This window comes from Paenibacillus sepulcri (assembly GCF_042647105.1).
Classification (GTDB): Bacteria; Bacillota; Bacilli; order Paenibacillales; family Paenibacillaceae; genus Paenibacillus_Z; species Paenibacillus_Z sepulcri.
Genome location: NZ_JBHRUP010000002.1, coordinates 201,276 through 222,384, shown reverse-complemented (window position 1 = coordinate 222,384; position 21,109 = coordinate 201,276). Strand labels below are relative to the sequence as shown.

The 21,109-nt window shown below is 50.7% G+C and carries 20 protein-coding genes; all 20 read right to left on the bottom strand.

Annotation, left to right across the window (positions count from 1 at the left end):
• Positions 1-191: 191 nt before the first annotated feature.
• Positions 192-1,625 carry an aldehyde dehydrogenase family protein gene (locus ACFOLF_RS36045; protein WP_210040181.1) on the bottom strand — a complete coding sequence of 478 codons (1,434 nt, stop codon included), beginning with the start codon at positions 1,623-1,625 and terminating at the stop codon, positions 192-194.
• Positions 1,626-1,835: 210 nt separating this feature from the next.
• On the bottom strand, positions 1,836-3,242 hold the full coding sequence (locus ACFOLF_RS36040; protein WP_210040182.1) for an MATE family efflux transporter: 1,407 nt from the start codon (positions 3,240-3,242) through the stop codon (positions 1,836-1,838).
• 168 nt (positions 3,243-3,410) lie between these two features.
• A complete protein-coding gene (locus tag ACFOLF_RS36035) occupies positions 3,411-4,418 on the bottom strand; it encodes a DUF3231 family protein (protein WP_210040183.1) in 1,008 nt (335 codons plus the stop codon).
• Between the two features lie 119 nt (positions 4,419-4,537).
• Positions 4,538-5,632: a GerAB/ArcD/ProY family transporter gene (locus ACFOLF_RS36030; protein ID WP_210040184.1), complete on the bottom strand. Its 1,095-nt coding sequence runs from the start codon at positions 5,630-5,632 to the stop codon at positions 4,538-4,540.
• A gap of 23 nt (positions 5,633-5,655) precedes the next feature.
• On the bottom strand, positions 5,656-5,904 hold the full coding sequence (locus tag ACFOLF_RS36025) for a hypothetical protein (protein ID WP_210040185.1): 249 nt from the start codon (positions 5,902-5,904) through the stop codon (positions 5,656-5,658).
• Positions 5,897-7,057, bottom strand: a complete 1,161-nt coding sequence (locus ACFOLF_RS36020; RefSeq protein ID WP_210040186.1) for a Ger(x)C family spore germination protein — start codon at positions 7,055-7,057, stop codon at positions 5,897-5,899. The genes ACFOLF_RS36025 and ACFOLF_RS36020 overlap by 8 nt, the downstream gene beginning before the upstream one ends.
• Positions 7,057-8,589 (bottom strand): spore germination protein, encoded by a 1,533-nt coding sequence (locus ACFOLF_RS36015; RefSeq protein ID WP_210040187.1) that lies wholly within the window; start codon positions 8,587-8,589, stop codon positions 7,057-7,059. Before ACFOLF_RS36015 ends, ACFOLF_RS36020 begins: the two co-directional genes overlap by 1 nt.
• A gap of 36 nt (positions 8,590-8,625) precedes the next feature.
• On the bottom strand, positions 8,626-9,897 hold the full coding sequence (locus tag ACFOLF_RS36010) for a hypothetical protein (protein WP_210040188.1): 1,272 nt from the start codon (positions 9,895-9,897) through the stop codon (positions 8,626-8,628).
• A 183-nt stretch (positions 9,898-10,080) separates the two neighbouring features.
• Complete coding sequence (locus ACFOLF_RS36005; RefSeq protein ID WP_210040326.1) at positions 10,081-10,569, bottom strand: MgtC/SapB family protein; 489 nt, start codon at positions 10,567-10,569, stop codon at positions 10,081-10,083.
• Positions 10,570-10,654: 85 nt separating this feature from the next.
• On the bottom strand, positions 10,655-11,413 hold the full coding sequence (locus ACFOLF_RS36000; protein ID WP_210040189.1) for a glycerophosphodiester phosphodiesterase family protein: 759 nt from the start codon (positions 11,411-11,413) through the stop codon (positions 10,655-10,657).
• Between the two features lie 84 nt (positions 11,414-11,497).
• Positions 11,498-12,841 (bottom strand): ABC transporter substrate-binding protein, encoded by a 1,344-nt coding sequence (locus tag ACFOLF_RS35995; RefSeq protein ID WP_210040190.1) that lies wholly within the window; start codon positions 12,839-12,841, stop codon positions 11,498-11,500.
• Between the two features lie 51 nt (positions 12,842-12,892).
• On the bottom strand, positions 12,893-13,696 hold the full coding sequence (locus ACFOLF_RS35990; protein ID WP_210040328.1) for a carbohydrate ABC transporter permease: 804 nt from the start codon (positions 13,694-13,696) through the stop codon (positions 12,893-12,895).
• A gap of 63 nt (positions 13,697-13,759) precedes the next feature.
• Complete coding sequence (locus tag ACFOLF_RS35985; RefSeq protein ID WP_210040331.1) at positions 13,760-14,638, bottom strand: carbohydrate ABC transporter permease; 879 nt, start codon at positions 14,636-14,638, stop codon at positions 13,760-13,762.
• 118 nt (positions 14,639-14,756) lie between these two features.
• A complete protein-coding gene (locus tag ACFOLF_RS35980) occupies positions 14,757-15,518 on the bottom strand; it encodes a DeoR/GlpR family DNA-binding transcription regulator (protein ID WP_210040191.1) in 762 nt (253 codons plus the stop codon).
• A gap of 252 nt (positions 15,519-15,770) precedes the next feature.
• Positions 15,771-16,871 carry an alcohol dehydrogenase catalytic domain-containing protein gene (locus ACFOLF_RS35975; RefSeq protein ID WP_379113190.1) on the bottom strand — a complete coding sequence of 367 codons (1,101 nt, stop codon included), beginning with the start codon at positions 16,869-16,871 and terminating at the stop codon, positions 15,771-15,773.
• A 357-nt stretch (positions 16,872-17,228) separates the two neighbouring features.
• Complete coding sequence (locus ACFOLF_RS35970; RefSeq protein WP_379113192.1) at positions 17,229-17,744, bottom strand: MgtC/SapB family protein; 516 nt, start codon at positions 17,742-17,744, stop codon at positions 17,229-17,231.
• A 263-nt stretch (positions 17,745-18,007) separates the two neighbouring features.
• Positions 18,008-18,667, bottom strand: a complete 660-nt coding sequence (locus tag ACFOLF_RS35965) for a TraX family protein (protein ID WP_210040192.1) — start codon at positions 18,665-18,667, stop codon at positions 18,008-18,010.
• 210 nt (positions 18,668-18,877) lie between these two features.
• Positions 18,878-19,636, bottom strand: a complete 759-nt coding sequence (gene tatC / locus ACFOLF_RS35960; RefSeq protein WP_210040193.1) for a twin-arginine translocase subunit TatC — start codon at positions 19,634-19,636, stop codon at positions 18,878-18,880.
• A complete protein-coding gene (gene tatA, locus ACFOLF_RS35955) occupies positions 19,633-19,851 on the bottom strand; it encodes a twin-arginine translocase TatA/TatE family subunit (protein ID WP_379113194.1) in 219 nt (72 codons plus the stop codon). Before tatA ends, tatC begins: the two co-directional genes overlap by 4 nt.
• A 48-nt stretch (positions 19,852-19,899) precedes the next feature.
• Entirely contained in the window at positions 19,900-20,979 is a 1,080-nt protein-coding gene (locus tag ACFOLF_RS35950; protein WP_210040194.1) for a phage baseplate protein, read from the bottom strand.
• Positions 20,980-21,109: the final 130 nt, after the last annotated feature.

The window sequence follows — 21,109 nt, the reverse complement described above, 5'->3', positions numbered from 1 at the left end:
TTCAAAATGTCCCTTGATGCATAACCAGCTGCCCGCCAACAACTGAACGTTCGTTCTAATCATATAGCATCACAAATAAAACGTCAATCCATTACGCTCAACTCACAATGGTTACCAATGGAGTATAGGAATTACCTTGTAAAAAAAGCCAAACCCCGTTTGATTCCAAGGCTTGGCTGTAAGCATGACATTTAAACAAGAAGTGCGTCATGGCCGATGATGGCCTTCGGCTCCAAATATTCTTCGATGCCGAAAATGCCATGCTCCCTGCCGATTCCGGATTGCTTGAACCCGCCGAAGGGCGCTTTGGGCTCGTCATGCAGGCCATTGACAGATATTCGTCCCGCGACGATCTGTTCGGCCACACGGTTTGCCCGCTCCAGACTGCCCGAGCTGACAAAGGCTTGCAGGCCGTATGAGGTGTCATTCGCGATCTCAACCGCCTCCTCTTCGGTCTTGTAGGTCAGGATGACCAGAACCGGCCCGAACACTTCTTCCCGGGCAATGGCCATGTCGTTCGTTACATTGGCGAACACCGTCGGCTTGACGAAATATCCCCCTTCAAGCCCTTCCGGGCTTCCTTCCCCACCGGCTACCAATTCGGCTCCGGCTTCGATGGCCTGCCGGATATAACGCTGCACCGTGTCAAACTGCTTCTGATTTACCATTGGACCAATCAGAGACGTCTTGTCCGACAGATTGCCTACTTTTACGGCGTCGATCGCCGTTTTGATCAGCCGCTTCACTTCTTCCAGACGGGATTCCGGGACGATCAGGCGAGTGCCGGCCAGACAGGCCTGGCCGCTGTTGATGAATCCGGCGCTTACCGCGAGCGGAATCGCTTTGGTAAAATCGGCATCGTCTAAAATGACGTTAGGCGATTTGCCGCCCAGCTCCAGCGTCACTCTTTTCAATTGTTCCGCCGCACCCATGGCGATCATTTTCCCGACCCGTGTAGAGCCTGTAAAGGCCATGACCGCTATATCCGGATTATGCGTCATTTCTTCGCCCACGACTTCTCCCCTGCCGTTCACAATGTTGATGACACCGGCCGGAATGCCGGCTTCATGAATGCATTCTGCGAATAATTGCGTCTGAATGGCGCTGAGCTCGCTTGGCTTCAAAACCACTGTACAGCCTGCCGCAAGGGCAGGGGCGAGCTTATTGGCAATATGAGTCGAATTCGCATTCCAGGGCGTAATCGCACCTACGACTCCAAGCGGCTCCATGTGTACCTTGGCTTTGCCCGCGATTCTTGTAAATTCATATTCCTCGGCAACCTCTTTCGTGTGCAGAAAGGCATCAGCCGCGAGCTTGGTCAACATCGTGGCAACGGAAACCGGTGCGCCATATTCCTCGATAGTTGCCTGCGTCAGCTGGTCGAATTTGTTCATCAATGCATCATGCAGCCGCTGCAGCATGTCGGTACGCTGTTTTACGGTTGTTTTGGAATAGGTTTTAAACGCCGCTTTGGCTGCCGCAATCGCGAGCCGGGTATCCTGGGCATTTCCCAAAACGACCCTGCCTATCACCTGCTTGTTAGCGGGATTAATGAGCTCCAGCTCCTCCGTACCCAGCGGTTTCACAAATTGGCCGTTGATATAGATCTGATCGATGATTTTCACGTCAAGATTCCTCCCGGGAATATTATTTTGAAATATGCCGCCGATAACTTATCGATTATCTTCGGCACAAGCACAGCATAAACCTTAAAGTTAACTTTAAGTCAAGCAGTTAATTATTACCCTGTGCAATCAGTCGGGTAGGAGGATCTTGACAAACCACCGGATAATGCAGCAAATCAATCTATATAGCTTGCTCGTTCATGATTCATCTCATGCGGAAGCAGCCCCGCCTGCCGCCTGCAGAAGGCGCGCTTTTTTCCAGCCCCCGTATCTGTAGTACAGGGCGGTCAACACCGTGGCGATGGCGAAGCTGATCGGGAAGCTCCACCACATCGCATCGAATCCATAGTGGCTGCCGAGGAAGGAAGCAAGCGGAATACGGACGATCAAGAGGGCGATGAAGGACACGATCAACGGCACGACTACCGAACCCGATGACCGGATAACCCCGGCCATGACGTTGAATACGCCGAATATTATAAAGGACCATAGTGTAATATTGTTGATGTGCACACCAAGATCGATGGCCTTGCCCTCCTGCGGCAAGAACAGGCCGAGCGCTTCGCGGTTGAACAAATGCAGGCATAGGACGAGCACTCCTGTCAGCAGAACGTTGAAGCCGACGCCTGACCACGTAATGCGTGAAACGCGGTCCCACCGTCCGGCCCCGATATTTTGCGAAGCCATCGAGGTGACCGCGCCTCCCACAGCCAGTGCAGGCATCTGGACATAGCTTGAGATCTGGTTGGCGATGCCGAAGGCCGCCGTCGCCTCGGAGCCGTAAGCGTTGACATAATGAATAAGAATCAGGTTGCTGAGCGACACCACCACCATGTTCAGTCCCATCGGCAGCCCCTTCTGGATAAGGGTTTTGATGACCAGCCAGTCCATGCGGAGCAGATGCAGATCATTCCGGGTCAGCCGCAGGAAGTATTTCTTCCCATACAGATAGAGGACAAGCAGGACGAAGCTGATCGATTGGGCGATCAGCGTAGCCAGAGCCGAGCCCGCAATTCCGAGCTTGGGAAACGGGCCGAAGCCCTGGATCAGCAGCGGGTTAAGCGCGACATCAAGCACGGCGGACAGCAGCAGGAAATAAAAAGGCGTCTTGGAGTCGCCCGAGCCCCGCAGCACGGCCATGATGAGATTGAATCCGAACATGAACGGGACGCCGGCAAAAATAATGCGCGTATAGGATACCGCAAGCGTTTTGGCGTCCGCCGGAGTATTAAGCAGATCAAGAATGGCTGGCGAGAAAATCACGCCGATGGCTCCGATAATAATGGATAAGATCACAAAAAATACCGTGCTGGTGCCGACTACCTTCTTGGCGTCCTGAACCCGCTGGGCCCCCAGATTTTGTCCGACCAGGATGACTGCCGCCATGGAAATTCCGAATATGGCGCTGATCAGAAAAAACATGATGAGGTTGGCGTTGGACGTCGCGGCCAGTGCGGTTTCACCGAGAAACTTGCCGACCCAAATCGAATTGATGGAGCCGTTCAGCGCCTGAAGCACGTTGCCAAGTAAAATCGGCAGCGAAAAGACAAATAATGTTTTGGCGATTGGCCCTTCCGTCAGGCTGGGCCGGGCTGCTTTTTGCTGAGAGGATGTCATTGTGCGTTCGTCTCCTTATCCGTTCTTCTTGCGGCGCCAGGCGCCCTATTGGTTTATTGTACAACATTGGGCTGGACAAGTGGACATTAAGGTAAACAAAAAAAGCCGCAAATCTGCGACTTCTTAAGGATTCATGCCCCAGGACTTAGGAAAATTGGAGCGGGATATCTAAACACCCGCAAGCTTTTTCCGGTCTGGCGCGTGCGGAGGCTCCTCCATCCATCCCCGCTCAATCAGCAAATCCATGCCATCCTTGCCATATTTCAACACTTCCAACAGAAGCTTGGAATACTCTACGGTCAAATCCGTTCTCGTTGCGGTCGACAGCGAACGCCCCAGGAAGGAAACGGCCGCTGAATTGGTCAATGTGATGATCCCCAATATCAACCGCTCGGAAAATGGCGAAACGGTCGATGTTGTGACATCCGTATTAACCATATTGTTTCCCAGCAGATCATCCTGGATCAAGATTTCATTTAAAAATTCAATATGCTTGTTGGCCAGCTTTTTCCCGCGCAATAAGTATTGCTTGATCTGGTCGTCTCGAATGATTTGCGAAAATCCCGTCAGCAGTATTACGGCATAATTATTTCGCTCGAGATTGAAGAAGATGTCGGAAATCTCCAACACATTTAACGGCCGTTTCGGCTTGAACCATTCTGTGAGCATACCTGGTTTATCATTCATGAAGCTCACATGTTCGGGATACGGAATGAAGGCTGGGCGATCGTAAATGCCTTTGGAGAGCATCAGATCCGTCGCTTTATTGAACATCTCCAATGAAAATTGCATCCAGTCCGAGAATAACGCGCGGACATCTTCGCGTGCAGCGCTGGTCGTATAGGCAGAATACGAAATTAAATCCATCCGGCTGACCGAATAAACATAACTAAGCGGGAAAAGGCCGAAGAACAAGGAAGGCGCGGACAAGTCCACATCATCATCGTTGTACCCTCTGGGGACCGGGAATTTTTCTTCTGTAAATATATGCGTGATGTTCTTCAGATGGGCCTGGTATCTTTTTAACGATTCTTCAAGTAATGAGCGAGCCTCTTTATCCTCCAGATATTTCGAAAAATATTGGGACAGGCAGATCGCCATGCTGCAGCTGATATAAGCTGACCACAGGGCGGCAATTTCGGAAGCAGTTAATCCGACCTTCTGTTTCGTGCGCATAGAACACGCTCCTCGGCAAGTTTTTCTTAATATGTGCCTCCTGCCGCTGCAATATGTGATCATCCCCTGATCAAGCTCTTCCAGTTGCTGCAATCCCTGTCATTTAGGCCGCCATGTCTTCACGCGGCTTTGCGGTATTTATTTATGATTATAACGATTATCATGAAGTAAACGGGCAGGCTAACAACAAAAGTCGTTAATGGCCAATAAGCAAAGACCGGATTTAACTGCGGCTCCCTCGTTGCAAGCAGCTGTGATAGTTGAAATATAGCTAATGCGAGCGGAATGATGAGCAATTTTTCCTCTTTCAGCTTTAACAGCTGGGTCAATACCAAATTTAGCGAATAAATCGTTACTGTCGCTTTCATTATAGAACCGATCAGAAGAGCAATTCCAATAAACGCTTCGATTCTGGTGATGAAATCCTGGAAATTTACCAAACGGGCTAAAATATACAGGGGGTATTTAAATTCTTCAGACATCGGCCCGAGTGCCATGATTACACAGATGTTGACCAGGAATATGATCATCCAGCTTGCCGCAAAGGCAATGAATAGCGGTTTGGTGCGGATGTTCCTCTTTCTTTTATCTATATGAATAAAACAAAATAGCATGGCGACGGTCAATAAGTCTCCATAAGCTACTCCCGATCCGTAATAAGCACTATGCAGAATCGGCTTGAAGCCGTATGGCATAAAGGGCAGCAAATAATCGGGATGATATTGCGGGAAATTAAACAATAATACGAGAACGATAGAGCCTACCAGGATAGCGAGCAGCAATGTAAATAAACGGGAGATTACTTCAATTCCGGCATAAGCGGTCAGAGCGGAAACCAGAACATTGAGTCCGTTAAATACATAGGTGGGAGTTTCTCTCATCATGGTCGTGGAAAAGAAGCCGGAGACTGGAGAATAAATATAGGCTGCCAGCAGCAGAGCCTGTACTATAAAAGGGATGGCAAATATAATGGCAACTCCACGGCCCAGAAGCATTTCTGAACATTGATACAAGGTTTTGCCTGGAAACTGCACGGTAATGTAAAGAATGCAGCACAGATACAGGAAACCGAACAGCCCCGTGATCATCCAGGATAACCCTACACCGGACCTCGCCTCGGACAGAAGCGGTGCGGGAATAACCAAAGTAATGGCACCTGTCAGAAATACAAATAATAACCCCGCCATCTGCCAAGAGCTAATCTCTCTGTTCATCCATTCTTCACTCCAACTTCGGGCTAACCCGAATTATGTTTGACTTTCAGCAGGGTATCGATACGATTGCCCAGTTCGCCAAATACGGCTGTGGGGATGTCCTGAGCATTCGGCATGTGCCAGCCTGTAATAAATGCCACTGAAGTGTACGATGCGTAAAGCCATATAAAAGCAAAGGCGCCCCTCCCTTTGGGAGAAGCCTTGCGAAACGCATTCAAGCTTAATGCCAGGACCAGTAAATTCGCCAGAACGACCACGACAATTTTATCCATCCTCTTTATCTCCTATTATGGGCTTCGGCAGTAATTTTTGTCCTAGAGCATTGCTGAACTCGATGTTTACTTTCAAATCGACCTCAGCGGTCTGAAATCGTTGATCCCAGGTACCTTTCCATCCACGCCATTTAACGGGATCCTTTCGGTACACCTGATCACCGATATTCAATAAATCCAGCTTCTTGCGCTGCATATCCTTGACTGTAGCCGTCAGAGCTTCCTCGATGTGTCGATGAACCCGTTCCACTGCCTGTTTCTCTTGTAGCTCTGAATCGATAGGACTGCAGAAAAATTTGCCCAATGCGCCAACCAGCTGTACCCGGATTTTAAGCTTGACGGTTTGATGATTTGGAACAACTTCAATGGTTGTCTTCGTTTTCTGAATTTGAATACTTTCAACAGACGGAGAGCTCCCGCAATTTATTTCTTTCACTCCTGTATGATACTGATTTCGAAGTATAAAAATATTTTGCACCTCTCCCGGATTGAACTGTTCGGAGACCAGATATCCGTCTTTAAAGATGGCTAATCCAGAGATCGATTCCTGTTCCAATTTATCCTCCTGCTTATACAGCACGGGTAAAAGGGAAATGCCCGATTCATTTTTTAATTGAATGGCAAATTGAAGCAGCGTAGCCGTATGGGTTTTACCGGTTTTTTTCTCTGTCAACAATGCCATGCTCCGGAATTGCTGTCCGAGCGTGTTATTCATAAATGGCTTTGCCTTGACAAGATAATCCTGGGCCTTTCCTTTCGTGAGGGCAACAAGTGAGGTTTCCCTGGACTCCGGATCGCGCAGGAAATACTCTACGATTTCTTTGACTGATTTTTCTTTTATGTTCTGATCACTAATAAGAATGATGCTCATGTGACTCCATTGTGCCCGTTTTCCAAGATGTATAGAAATATCCTGGGCGGCTTCATCAAGCGATTTGGCCTTGGAGGTAATCGTTAAAGAGCCTGCTTCCTGTACATCCGAAGACATATCCCCGGTCCCCGGTTTATATAATTGCGTTGTCAAAATAAAATTTCCGCCTGCATCCTTATCAATCGCGACAGCATTAACAAACCCCCATTCATTCAATTCGTTTTTACTCCAGCAACCGGTCAATATAAGGAGCAGAAGCATCGGAATGACTAACCCTTTCATTAGTGGTCCTCTTTCCTTCTTGAGTTGAGTGCCCCCTTTGAGGTGTTATAGGCTCTTTTCCGGGGAGTCGTCAGCTGTTGAAGCGGAGCTCGGAGAATAACATTTTTTAGCAGTGTTTTGAAATGCAAAGGCGCGAGATCGGACAAGTAGGATTGGCTCAGTACCTTCAGACTGGTCAGGTGGAGCAGGATCAGATAGTATCCGATCATTAAGCCGTATCCGCCCAATGTACCAGCCAAAATCATTAACGGAAACCGCAGTGTCCGAAGAGCAGCGCCAAAATTAAACTGGGGCAATGAGAAAGATGCGATACCGGTTAACGAAACGACAATAAGCATAATAGGCGATGCAATCTTGGCTTGAATAGCTGCTTGTCCAATGATGATCGCCCCCACGATACTCACAGATGGAGCGATCGAGCGGGGAAGGCGGTTCAGCGCTTCGCGCATCATTTCGAAAAAAAATTCCATCAACAGGGCCTCAACCATAGAAGGAAAGGGAATACCTTCCCTGGCGTTCACAATAGGACCTAACATTGCAGTGGGAATAAGCTCCGGATGAAAAGTAGTGTAAGCAATATATAAGCTTGGGAGCGTGAGCGCGATGATGAACGCCGTTAATCGCATAAGCCTGATCAAAGAAGAATAGATGGTCCGTTGATAATAATCCTCACTGGTCGATAGCAGGTCAACAAAAAAACCGGGAGTAATCATAATTTGCGGAGAGCCTTCAAGGAGAGTAATGATTTTCCCTTCAAGCAATGCCGCGACGGTCATATCGGGCCGTTCTGTATAACGGACTTGCGGAAAAGGACTGTACTTCGATTCTGAGATCCACTCTTCCAGAAAGGTTACATCCAGAATTTCAGCATCGCGGGCTTCTTCGATTCGTGACTTGTATAATGCCAGATTTTCAGGGGTGACAGCGCCTTCCAGATATCCGTATATGATTTCTTTCCGAGTGTCGTTTCCCGCCGTAATCGATTCGAACTTTAATTTCGGGGTTTTGAGGAGACCCCGCACGAGAGCGAGATTGGTTTGAAGATCCTCTATTGTACCGTTATGCGGTCCGTAAGCTGCCGATTCCAATGAAGGATTGGTGATGGCTCTGGAGGGCGGCTTGGGAGCGGAATAAATCACGGCATGATCCCATCGATCGAAGAAGAGAACGACTTTGCCGTTTAATATTTCAGAAACCGTCGATGCAAATGAGCCGGTAACATCTGCGGTATGCTTTGAAATTCCATGATTTTCAAAATGATATTTAATTTTTTCCGGATCAAGCTCTTTGTCCTTGCCTTCCAACAGAGGCGAAATATCCTCCATGGTCGCGTTTATATAGGTTTCGCGGCTTTGGTTCAATGTTTCCAGGTAGACCGACAAGGCATTAAATTGCAAATTCGAACCATATGCCCACTGCTTGACCTTCAAATCGTGGCAATGACTGAACAGCAGTTCGATTCTTTCCTTGTTCTCGGACAGTTGACATGAGATTAGATCCTCTTCCTTCGCAGCTGATTCCGTATCCGTCATGTCATCTCTCCTCTCCGCCAATGGTCAATTAAACATTCAGCTATGAATAAGATTGGCGTTTTCGTTATAATGATTGATACCTGACGCTTTATTTCTCCAGAAAATCTCTTTTATTTTTTCATCATGCTCCTCACTGCACCGGACCATCATGATTACTTCCGTCGTTTTCGTTCTGCCGAATACATCAATTGCCGGTGTTCTCTTCATAACCATTAGCTTAATGCCAAAACCCAACACACCTCCGATAACAAGACCGTAAAGCGCCCATAAAATAGGGCCTTGCTCCAGAACAAATCCGTAGATTCCCCCTAATAGCATGAAAATGGACCCCAGAATGGTTGCCAAATCAACAAAGCTCACTCCGTCTGAATAGTGGGCGTTATCGAATATTTTTGTCTGTTCGTTTCGGACATTAAGGGGCAACGCCAGAATATCCGATTTTTTTACGCCGATTTCTTCTAAATCGGATAATGCGATTTCAACAGAAACCGAATGTTCAAACGAAGCTACGATATACATATTTTCTCCCTTTCCTTCCGGATTCAACGGTGTCCTGAACGATGGGCTTTGATATTGGGAACCCAGATACTGAGATTGGGACAGCTTATAATGTTTATTTATTTTGACTGCCTCGGAATAAGCATAATAGATATAGCCGCCGTATATGGAGGGGATGAAAAGATACCACTGAGGATCGACTACAGCCTTTGCTCTCATAAAATCACCCACAAATGAATAATACAATCCGACATAGAATCGGGAGTAATAAATGGTTATTCCCCATGTCACGATACTGAAGAAGAAAGAAAACAGATGATTTAAATATAAAGAACCCAGCCCCGGCATCGTCATTTCCCAAAATACAGCGGTGAGCGGGCTTACTTTATCCAATGTATTCACACTGAAAGAAGAAACGGAGCCCGTTTCCGTGGTTTTTGTTGTTCGGTAGGATAAAATGTAATTGTTATTCAAGTCTACGCATCTACGGTAGGCATCAAACATACAAAAAACATAGACGCCGATATACAGGAAGAAAAAGCGCAAATCCAATACTTTTACCGCGTTTGTTATGTCGCCGATCATGGAGAAATAAATGGCATGGTTCACCTTGGCCAGATTATTTACAGTGAACTCAAAAATAATGAGAGAATATCCAATTAGGGGGCTGTTCACCATGCAATGTCCGTATCCGGGAAAAGCTGCTGACCACCAGAGCGGGATCCATGGATTTAACGGTCGTATAATACTGGTGTTATAAGGGGCTTTAATCATCAAATGCGGATATCTTCTGTTATTTTGTTTGATCAATTTTCATACCCCATTGTTATTTTCTAATCAAGACTTCTAAATTATGGGCTTAATATTCCACTTTCATACACCTTGTGCACACTAACCGGAACCCGCAACAGCAGTAATTGACGCAACGAAATAAAGCCGTGATTTACACGGCTTCTAGTGTGTTCATGTTTATTGTCCATGTCTATTCTGCCTTCATAACGTCAACTCTTCCCCGTTCTCCCCATATACATTTTTGGAGCGCACGAACTTGCGTTTCTCCACGAAATTTCCGAGCCTTGCCATCAGCATCGTTACGATGACGGTGAAGATGACCATTCCGTAGAAGCCGGCGCCGATTCCGATTCCGACACCGCCGACGAACAATATCATGGCCGCAGAGGTCAGCCCCTTCACCTGCAGGCCATTTTTGAGAATGACGCCCGCGCCCAGGAATCCGAGACCGGACACAATCTGCGCGGCCAGACGCATGGGATCCATCATGGTCCGCAGATTGCCGGTGCTGTATTTCTCCACGCTGTATATGGATGTGAGCGTAATGAGCGTACTGGCGACGCAGACGTACATATAGGTTTTCAAGCCTGCCGGCTTGCTCTTCGACTCGCGGTCCCAGCCGATCAGAAATCCGAGCAGCGCGCTGAGCGACACCCGCACATACATCTCATAATGCTGAAACAGATGCATTTTGACGCTCACGAGCAAACTGTCCAACTAAAGCCCACTCCCTTCGTTTGCCGCATTATGTCGAAGCAGCCCTGCGCCGGCGTGTTCACCCCGAATTGCGGACAATATTCAGCGCAGGCACCGGATTGTTGCAGGTCATCAGCGTAGCGCCGCATTCCAGTGCATAACGGACCTGCTCCTCATCATCCGGGCAATAGCACCAGGCCAGCAGCCCCATTCCGCGGAATTGGCGCACAATATCCGGCGTCAACTGTTTCATGCTGATCCCTACCGCCCACATCTTGGAATAGGTTCCGCCGGGTCCGGCAACGAAATTGCTCATATTCTCACCCGGGAATCCCTGCGTTCTCAGTCCGTGACGATCATGGATATGAGCAATGACGTCCGCATCGAAGCTGGTGAATACGCAGCGTTCCAGGTATCCGTGCTTCCCGAGCTCAACAATCGCAGCATCGGCAACCTCCCGGCTGTCCGCGGCAGGCTTGATCTCCACGTTCAGCAAAACATCCGGGTACCGCATCAATAGCTCGCACAACGCGGTTAAAGTCGGAATCCGCAGTCCCGCGAATTCGCCGCCGAACCACCCTCCCGCATCCAGCCGGCCCAGCTCCGCCATCGTAAAGTCACGCACACTTCCGGAGCCGTCGGTCGTGCGGTCTACGGTCTCATCGTGGACGATGACGATTTCCCTGTCCCGGGAGAACCGCAAATCGAACTCCAGCATATCGGCGCCAAGCTCCAGCGCTTTCGTGAATGCCAGAAGCGTATTCTCCGGATAAGCGGATTTATAGCCGCGGTGTCCGGCAACGATAACCCTGGAATCATCCTGCAGACGTTCTATCATCCCGCATTCCTCCCTTATCTGCCAATTTTAAAAGTGATGCGGCGCGGCAAGCGTTATGCCGCCGCATCGGTTCCATTCCATCCGTTACTGGGCGAGAATCCGCTCTGTTTCTTTCTTGAAGGTGTCAAGCGTTGAAGGAATATCTTTGCTGTCGTACATAATGGCTTCGATTGCGGAGAAAAATTCATGCATGATTTCCGGCCAGGCGACATCCTTGTTCGTATCGACGGCATATTGAAGCTGATCGTATGCCACCTTGCGGTTCGGCTCCTTGGACCATAGATCCTGGATCTCCTGGGATTCCGCCATCTTCTTCGTGAAAGGCAGATATCCGGAATCGAGAATAAACTGCAGACCGCCGTCCGGGTCATCCATCAGGTAACGGATAAATTCCCATGCCGCATCCTTATGCTTGGAGCCGGACAGCATGGAGACGTTGGCGCCTCCCGTCGGGCTGGCATACTTTTGATCCTGCGGCAGGAAAGCGGTCACATAATCAAAGTCGACTGTTTCCTTGAGGCTTCCAATCGTCCCTGTGGACTGGAACATCATGCCGACCTTGCCCTCCAGAAACATCTGGTTTACGATATTTCCGGAATCCTGCGCAGGCGGATAATACAGGGCGCCGGTATTCTGGAGATCCTTTAAATATTGGAACACCTTGACGCCCACGCCATTGTCCATGAAACCAAGGGATGTGTTGTCATCATTGAAAAATTGGCCTTCCGCCTGAGAAATAAGGGCGATCGGGTACCAGGTGTCGTAGGGCATCGTCAGACCGTAGCGCTTATACTCGCCGTTCTCTTTGACGACCAGCGCATTGGCCGTCTTCTTCATTTCCTCCCATGTCGTGGGAATGGGCAGCCCCAGCTCGTCGAGCAGCGTTTTGTTGACATGCAGAATAGGGGTTGAACGGTTAAAGGGCAGCGACACAAGCTTGTCGTTGAACACGGAATGTCCCATTAAGCCCGGCGTGAAGTCGTCGGCGCTCATATTCGACTTATCCAGGTAAGGAGTCAGATCCTCCAGCACGTCCGAATCCGCGAACAGCTCCACATAGGCACGCTCAAGCATGCTTACATCCGGAGCGGTATCGGCCGAAACCGCCTGCTGCAGTTTGGTAACGGTTTCATCATAACCCCCCTGAAAGGTGCCGACCACTTCGATATCGTCATGGCTTGCGTTGAAGCGCTGGATCAATGCATCCAAATACTCGCCGTTCTTGCCGCCTACCGAATGCCAGAACTGTACGGTGGTCTTCTCACCTGAAGCGGCATCATCGGGAACAGTCGCGTTTGCCGCTGGCGCATTGGAATTCCCCGTGTCCGAGCCTGCTGCTTGATTCTCCGGATTTCCGCCGCTGCAAGCTGCCAGCAGGCTGGCAAATAAGGCAATGATGAGTGCAAGGCTTGCTGCTCTATTGCGCATTGCTAATCTCCTCCGTCATAAATGTTTTGGAAAAACGGACAACGAAGCCGGCTATTTGATCCCCGAATAAACAAACGCTTTCACAATCTGTCTCGAGCAGACCAGATAAACAAGCAGGATGGGGACAACCAGCACGACGTTGCCGGCCATAATGATATGCCAGTTGCTGATGCCTTCGGTTTCCCGGAGCATTGAAATACCGATCGTCAGCGGCCTGACAGCGGACGAATCCGTCATGACCAGCGGCCAGAAATAATCGTTCCAATGGCTGACGAAGCTGAACAGCGCAACCGTCGCAAGCGCCGGCAATGACATCGGTGTCATTATGTTCCACATGATTCTATACTCACTGGCATTATCCAGTCTTGCCGCTTCGATGATTTCCTCGGGAATCTGCATGAAGTATTGGCGCAGCAGGAAAATGCCAAAGGCGTTGGACATGAACGGTATGATTTGCGGCAGCAGTGTCTTGATGATCCCCCAATCCGCCAGCATCAGATAGACGGGAATGAAGGTCACCTGGCCCGGGATCATGAAGGCCAGCAGCACCATGCCGAACAGGACATTTTTTCCTCTGAATCTGTATTTGGCGAAAGCGTATGCAGCCGGAATCATCACAAGCAGCTGGAGCACGATGACCGACGCCGTAATCACGAGCGAATTCCGCGCATAGGTCAGGAACGGCCCGGCTTGCATCGCCTCGACGAAATTGCCCCACTGCGGCGACGACGGAATCCAGGTAGGCGGAAACGACAGCGTCTCCCGGAATGTCTGGAGCGAGGTCGAAATCATCCACAGGAACGGGAAAATAAATACCGCCAGCACGGCCGCCTTCAGCAGCGCGTTCAATGACATCCGCAAATGTCTGAATTCAAGCCTCAAGGCTTTGGACCCCCTTTCCCGAACTTGTCGGCCGTTTCATTGGTAATGGATCTTCCTGGACAACAGCCGGAAATACAGCAGCGTCAGCAGGGCGATTATAGCCATCAGCACGACTCCCGTGGCGGACGCATAACCGATATTCGTGGTCCTGAAGCCGTAAATATAGTAGACCAGCGTATTGGTGGCATCATTGGGGCCCCCGCCGGTCATGATCTTGACGGTGTCGAATACTTTGAAGGAACCGATCGTCATAATAATCAGTACGAAAAAGAGCTGAGGCGAAATAAGCGGCAATGTAATTCTGAAGAATACCTGGAGCTTGCTGGCGTTATCAAGCCTGGCCGCTTCGAAGAGCGGGGTTGGAATGCTTTGCAGCGCCGCCACCATGATCAGCGTGTAGTAGCCGATACCCTGCCATACCGACACGATGATGACGGACAGCATCGCTGTCCGGGAGCTCTGCAGCCACGGGGAGGCCGGCAGCCCGACCCCCTTCAGCACGTAATTGAGAAAGCCCAGATTCGGCTCCATCAGCCAGAGCCACACGAGCGATACCGATACAATGGAAATAATATGCGGAGTGAAGATGCCGGCCTGCACGACGGCATTCAGCCGGCCTTTCTTGCCGATCCATACGGCGATGAGCAGCGAAATCGCCATCGTCAGAACAACGACTCCTGCCGTGTACACCGCCGTATTGCCCAGCGCTTTGTAGAAATCTCCACGTGTGAAAATCTGGTCATAATTGTCGAAACCGATAAATTTGCTCTTCGCTTTGTTCATCAGATTGTATTTGAAAAAGCTCAAATATATCAGATAAATGACGGGGTACATGACGAACAGGCAGATGCCCGCCATGGCCGGACCGATCATGACATAGGGACGCAGCCCTTCCCATAGCCGTCTTCGACTCATTCCGATACCTTCTCCTCTTGCCTGCCGCTGTTTCATTCTATCGGCAATCCCGATGGGCGCCATTCACTTACCTCCTTCAATAAATAGCTGCCTGCCTTATCCCATAATGTGCCTGCCGTTAAACCGAATACACCGTCATGCCGAAATCCCGAAAAGGCTTGAGCTCCTCCTCCGAGGCTTCCGTCCCGGTAATGAGCGTATGAATGGCGCTGTTCGGAGCTACGGTATGAAGGGACAGCTTGCCGATTTTGCTGTCGTCCGTGACGACGATAATTTCCCGGGCCGCCTTGATCATCCCCTGCTTGGCGGGCACAAGCTGCGCTTCCGGATGCATAAGCCCATGAACGGGATGAATGGCGGGAATTCCGATGAAAGCCTTCTCGACATGAAGCGTTTCGAGCACATGATCGGTAAACATGCCGTTGAGCATGTAGCTTGACGGATACAGCTCTCCTCCGGTCAATATTACCTTGACACCGGAGGCATCACGCAGCTCGGCGGCGATATTGATATCATTCGTCACGACAATAATATTGGAGCGGTGAATCAGATTGCGGGCAATATGAAGCGTTGTCGTACCCGAATCGATAATAATATGTTCTCCATCCTCAACAAGCCCTGCCGCCATCTGGCCAATCCGCATCTTCTGCTCCAGCTGCTTGGACGAGCGTTCGCTGAACGGCGGCTCGTCATGCGTCCACTGCTCGGCGATCACGCCGCCATGCGTCCGTTTCAGCAGACCTTCCTGTTCGATCTCCATCAGGTCGCGCCTGATTGTCGCCTCATGGACATTGAACTGCTGCGCCAGTCCGGCAACCGTCGCAATCCGGCATTGTCTCACATGTTCCACAATTCGCATTTTTCGCTCTGCTGCTAACATATACATCCTCCACACCTGTTCATATTTACTCATATCTATTGTATGATTTTTGTATTTGTTTGCAAGTGCGCGCGTTTTGCTGATGCAAGCCGGGAACGATCGTGCAGCATGGAGATACATAGTAAGGCGGATATCGTTAAGGAAACTGCGGGCGTATCACACAGAAGACCTTCCTTGTGAGCAAACTGACCGGCTCGCACCGAGAAAGGTCGGGCAGTTATCTCCACCAGCCTCATGCTCGAAAATGTTCATTTACCAGCGGAAGTCGAGCATAACCTTTGTCCAGCTCCGATGAGCCTCCGCCTCTTTCATGGCACTATCGAAATCGCCGGCGGAAGCAATAACAGTGCGCTTCTCCGGCAGCAGTCTGCCGAGCGTGCGTTGACAATCCTGATTCTTCATCGCCGCCAGCACAGGATGGAAATCAGCTCTCGAGCTTCTGCTGCTTCCTCTCATCGTAATTCCTTTCTCCAGCACATCCCTTGTGTTGATCGGCACCCGGTCTTCCGTCACGCCCATCAGGATCAGCTGCCCGCCCGGCCTCAAAATATCGATGGCCTGATTGATTGCGCTTTCGGAAAACCGGCCGCCGGTGCATTCGACTGCAATATCGAAGGAGGGACCGGAAGAGAAATCATAATCCTGAACCAGACTTACCGTTGCAAAATCGAACTGGGCGAGCTTCTCGGGAATCGCCCCGAATACGAGCAGGCGGTCGCGGCCGACGCCATATACATGCCGCAGCACGGCTGCAGCCAGATAGCCGACCGGCCCGTCTCCGAAGACGGCGATCCTTGCGTTTGCCAGTCTATCCGCCACAGGGGAAAGCGCCTGATAGGAAACCGAACACAACTCAGCGAGGACGGCGATTTCGTCCGGCACCTCGTCCGGCACGGGAATCACGCATGGGGCGGGCATCACCAGCCGGTTTTGGGCCATTCCGTCCATGCCGCTTCCCAGAAACCGGCCGCGATGGCAATAGTTCTCGCCGCTGCCAGTGCGGCATGCCGGGCAGCATTGCTCCGGCGGAATGCCGTCCGACAGATATCCGGGAATATTCGGAACCACCACCACTCTCTGACCGGGCTTCAGCTCGGGCGCCCCGCTGGCAACGATCGTGCCAATACCTTCATGAATGAGCGCCATCGGCAGCTTACGCTCCAAAGCCTCCGGTCTTCTGTTCCCGCTGTAATAGCGCAAATCGGCGTGGCAAATGCTGCCCATCGACGGCTCGACCACGACCTGCCGGTCCGAAACCTCGTGCTCAATCGTCGCTTCGATGATTTGATGCGGCTTGATCAGCCTGTAAGCCTTGGATTTAACCTTCGTTATGCTGTCACTTGGTTGAATCAATCTCTAACCCTCCGCTCGTTATTGCGTTTTTATGATCATAAATGTTCATTTGTGCACATGGAGATAATACCGCCAAAATGGGCTATCGTCAACACTTTTTTGAGTGAATATGTTTATTTATATTTATATTCGCTCATATAAGACGGGTTTTTAATTCTAAAATGTTCATATATGCTCGTTTATGTCAATCGATTAAGCCATAGGAGTACTTATAAATGCTGTAAGGGTCCAAAAAAACCGGACTGGCAGCAGGACTCTTTCGGGGCGGTCCATTCCGCCTCCGGTCCAGTCCTACTGCCTATCCGGCTCTGCTGCCCTCCCCATTCAGAGGCGGGCGAATATTTCATGCCCCGATCTCTACAGCGCTTCCTCGTTCTTCTCCTCTGCCGTATTTTTGGCGCGGTTAAATACTCGTATCTCCAGATAACTTCCGAATTTTGCGATCAGCGCCGAAATAAAGACCGTAAAAATAACCATGCCGTAAAATCCGGCGCCGATCCCGATCCCCACACCCCCGACAAACAGTATCATCGACGCCGAGGTCAGCCCGCTAATCTTGAGGCCATTCTTCAGTATGACGCCTGCGCCGAGAAAACCGAGTCCCGATACGATCTGCGCGGTCAGACGCATCGGGTCCATCATTGTTCCGTCGCTGCCGGTGCTGAATTTTTCGACGCTGTATATGGAAATCAAGGTAATGAGCGTACTCGCCACGCAGACGTACATATAGGTTTTCAATCCGGCGGGCTTGCTCTTCGATTCGCGGTCCCAACCGATCAGGAATCCGAGAATAGCGCTCAGAGATACCCTCACATACATTTCATAATAGTCTTTCATATGCATCTTGGCGTCCATCAAAAGGCCATCCAGCATATGACCACCTCCTTTTTTACTATTTGGACAAAAAAGGTCGTCCGCCAAACAGCGGAACGGCCCATATATCCAAAAACCAGAAAGTATAAAAATTTGGCCTTGCCTTTTCTGATATTCCTGAGGGTAGAAACTTGCCGCGCAGCCAAAGGACGGCGGCAGCCGTTTCTTCTTGGCCGCGGGGGTATGCGGCCGGAGCTGGTGAAATAATCTTGAAGGCATTTCATGGATGAGTGCCGCACATCAAATGCTTGCCGGAACTGAAATCAAAAAATTCGTTTTATTATTTCTTCGATCGGCCCAGTCCCAATAATGAGCTCCAGTACGGCCAATAGCGCCAAATGGGCGGGATAGAAGCTTCTCCACAGCCATTTTGGCATGCGCCGCCGCTCCATCTGCCTGAATATCTCGGGCCAATAGGCGATAAACACAGTCGAGAAGATGCTGAAGAGCTCCAGCACCCAGCTCTTGAGAATAATAAACAGGATGTTCAGGCCAAAATGGCCGAGCACCATAAAATGGCTTGTCGTATAGGTGTAAATGAGCACCAGCAGCAGCCCGTAAGCGCCATAATCGAAGTCGAGCGCCTCCATGACGACGGCCGCTGCGATTGCGGCGGGAATCCAGATGCTTTTCCTCCAGTTCTCGATTCCGTACAGCACGACGAGGCAGACAAGCAGCGTTCCTGCCGCATTCACCCCAACGGTACCGAGAGCAAATGTGAAGGGCAGCTGGGAAATTAACGCAATCCAGAACAGACGCCGCATGTACAGCTTCATATTGCTCGTCCGCTTGTATCCCAGTACAATGCAGTAGGCGTAAATAGGGAACGCGATCCGGCCAATCACCCGCAGAATTGTCAGATCCTTGAAGAAGGTTACGCCAAGATGGTCGATGAGCATCGTCACCATGGCAATCAGCTGCATATGCTTTCCTCTTTTCCTTGTAATTGTGCCGATCGGCTCCATTCCTCTATATAATGCCATAAAGCTGCATATGTCCGCTACTTTCAAGGATACGCTGGGCTGGCCCGCTTCCTGCACCTCTGCCTCGTCCCGCCGGCGAGAGTAACATAAAAAATCCCGCCATCGCTTATTATTTATAAGCGAAAGACGGGATTGCCGTGCGGCCGGCTGTCAGGATTGCTGCGATTTCGCTTCCATCCTGCCGGACAGCAGAACGCTGCCCTCGTAAAGTACGATCATCGGCACGTAAACGAGCAGCATCGATACGGCATCGGGCGGTGTGATAACGCCTGCGACGATAACAAGCACGAAATATGCGTAACGGCGAAACTTGCGGAGCATGCGCGGCTTTAACAGCCGCAGCTTCGTCAGAAACAGCACAACGATGGGCAGCTCGAACATGAGCGCTATCGGAATCGTAATGTTGAACAGGAAGGAGAAATACTGCATAATGCCGTAAGTTTCGGTCAACTCGAGCCGATGCGCGACACTCGAAGTGAACATAATGGCCATTCTGAAGACGATAAAGTAACCGAAGGCGAGACCCGCCAGAAACAGAAGCAGCGCGGCGGGAATAAACATGAACGAGACCTTCCGCTCCTCCTCCATGAGCCCCGGCTTCAGAAACAGCCACAGCTGGTACATGGAGAACGGAAGCGATACGACGGCTCCGCTGATGAATCCAACATTCAAGTACAAGCGCAGCGCATCACCCGGCGAAAAAATGTTCCAGGCCAGCCGGTCTGCAGGCGGCATGCTCTTCATCCATTCGATCAGCGTCTGCGCCGCAATCAGCCCAGCCGCCACGCTGACAAGAAGCGCGGCCAGCGCGAATACGATTCTTCTGCGCAAGTCGGTCAAATGCCCGACAAGCGTCATCTCACCTTTACGCTCCCGGGTTCCCTGCCTGCCCGGAGAAATTCCGATCATGAATTGCGCGGCTCAGCCGCCTTGCTCCCCGCCTCATCCAAAGGCAGCTCCTTATCCGGTTCTCTGGAAGCCGACAGCGCTCCCGTTGTAGCGTCTTTGAATTCGCGGAACATTTTTCCGAAGCCCCGTCCAAGCTCAGGCAGTTTATTCGGCCCGAACAACAGAAGAGCCACCAAAGCGATTAAAATAATATGCCACGGCGACAGCATACCCATGATTTATCCCTCCCGCTATGTTTTTTGCGAAGTCATTATCATAGAGAATCATAGAAACGAATTCTTGTAGAAGATAGTCGCTTTCCGGCTGCCGGCCGCTCCCGACGCGAAGCCGAAGCTTAGACGGCCTGTGCTCTCGTCGTTCGGATTCGTCAAGCTAATGGCCATGCCTTCCGGCTCCCGATAGGCCAGCGACACACCGGCCTGGGTATGGAAGCGGTCCACCTGTGTGCCCGTATTGAGATCGACGGTGGTCAAATACGTATTGCCCGGCGACGGGTTCGAGGTGCTATAGGCGGTTCCATCCAGGAGGTACAAATATTTGCCGTATACGCAATAGCCTTGAAATACACCCAATGTCGCGGGCTGATAAACGCTCGCGATTGCGGTACGGCCGCCGGCTTTGAAAGCCTGCAAATTGTATACGTCAAAGCGGGGGTTGGTTGTCGCGTCCCGGTAGCGGACAATCAGATTGCCATGGTAATTATCGATATTGCAGGTGTAGCTGTAGTTGCCCGTGCCCGGCACCGTGTATTTGGTCAGAGACGGATTGGTATTATACAGCGTCGTGCCATTGGCAAACGGGAACCGGCATATTTTCGAGCCCCAGCTGTCCGCTCCATCGATGACGCCATCCGTCTCTGTCCACAGATAGGCCGAAGTGCCGGACGGCTCCACGCCGATCGATACGCCGTGGCCGAATCCCTTCAGTGCCATCTGGCCGAGAATCGTGCCTGTCATGCTCAGCTTCGTCACGGTCAGATCGCCAGAGGACGAGGGCGAGCCGTACGTAATCTGCACCGTATAAAGGGCATTGTTGACGCTGTCGAAGCCGAAGGACTGCATAACCGTTGCGCTGCCGAGCGACACGTCGCGGAACATTTCGCCGCCCGAGCCGCTCAGCGAGAAGCGCGGACTGTCCGGAAGAACCGCGGCAGCCGCTCTGCTTCTGCCGCCGCCAAGCGCGATGCCCGGGAACATTGCCGCTGCGGCGATCCCTCCGCTCAGCATCAGAAATTTCCGCCTGCTGAAGCTTTTGTCCGATAGTGAAGCCGACTCCTGCTCCGCCGAAATGTTTGCGTTTGCATCACTGGCTCTTTCTTCCTTCTCCTTGCCGGTCTCCATCATGATTACACCTCCGATATGAATGTTTGTTCGCCTTACATCGTCAGTTTATTGAAAATCACGGCAGCGGAATAGAGTAAAAAAACCGATATCGGCGGTAAAATATCAACTTTTTCGCTTAACTGCCAAATTA